Consider the following 820-nt stretch of genomic DNA (forward strand, 5'->3'; position numbering starts at 1 on the left):
TTGCAGGAGTTCGACGCGCGATGATCGTGAAGATCACCAGTGGTGAGAAGATGACCGGCCTGCTGTCGTATCTGCAAGGTCCGGGCCGGTCGAACGAGCACACCGATCCGCACCTGGTGGCGGGAGATCCGGCGATCATGGCGTGGCATGACGACAACGAGTTGTCGCATCAGGACGCGATCGCGATCGCCCGGCAGATCGACGAACCGCGGCGGGTTTTCGGTACCGAGGTCCGGGAACCGAACTACCTCCGCAATGACAAGGGTGAGGACGTGCGGGACTCGCACGGCAAGAAGGTTCGGGACCCGATCGACCCGTGGCGGGATGCGAACGTGTGGCATTGCTCGCTGTCGCTGCACGCCGACGAGGGGCTGCTCACCGACGAGCAGTGGGGCGCAATCACGCAGGAATTCATGGACGGCATGGGATTCACCGATAAGTCCGGCCGGTCCCCCGCCCGCTGGGCGGCGGTCCGGCACGGTGTGTCCACCAAGGGCAACGATCACATCCACATTGCGGCGTCTGTGGTGCGCGAGGACGGTACGAAGGTCGACTTGTGGCGGTCTAAGAAGCGCGCGAGCGATCTCGCGGGCGAACTCGAGCGCAAGCACGGACTCGCGGTGATCGCCTCGCGGGAAACCGGTTCGGGTGAGCGCGGTTACCACCGGGCCGAGAAGCACCGCGCCGTGCGCGAAGGTACCGGCGAGTTGGACCGCGAACTTCTCGCACGCCGCGTCCGTGCGTGTGCGACGGCGTCGAAGTCGGAGGCGGAGTTCGTGCGCCGTCTACGTGGTCAGGGATTGGTCGTGCGTCCGCGTTT

General features: G+C 65.6%; 1 protein-coding gene. It reads left to right on the top strand.

What is annotated here, in order from left to right; translation table 11 throughout:
* Window positions 1-20 precede the first annotated feature (20 nt).
* A partial coding sequence (locus MLGJGCBP_RS23255; protein WP_160098351.1) for a relaxase/mobilization nuclease domain-containing protein occupies window positions 21-820 on the top strand: 800 nt, incomplete at its 3' end.

Source organism: Rhodococcus sp. T7 (genome assembly GCF_009872365.1).
GTDB lineage: Bacteria > Actinomycetota > Actinomycetes > Mycobacteriales > Mycobacteriaceae > Rhodococcus_F.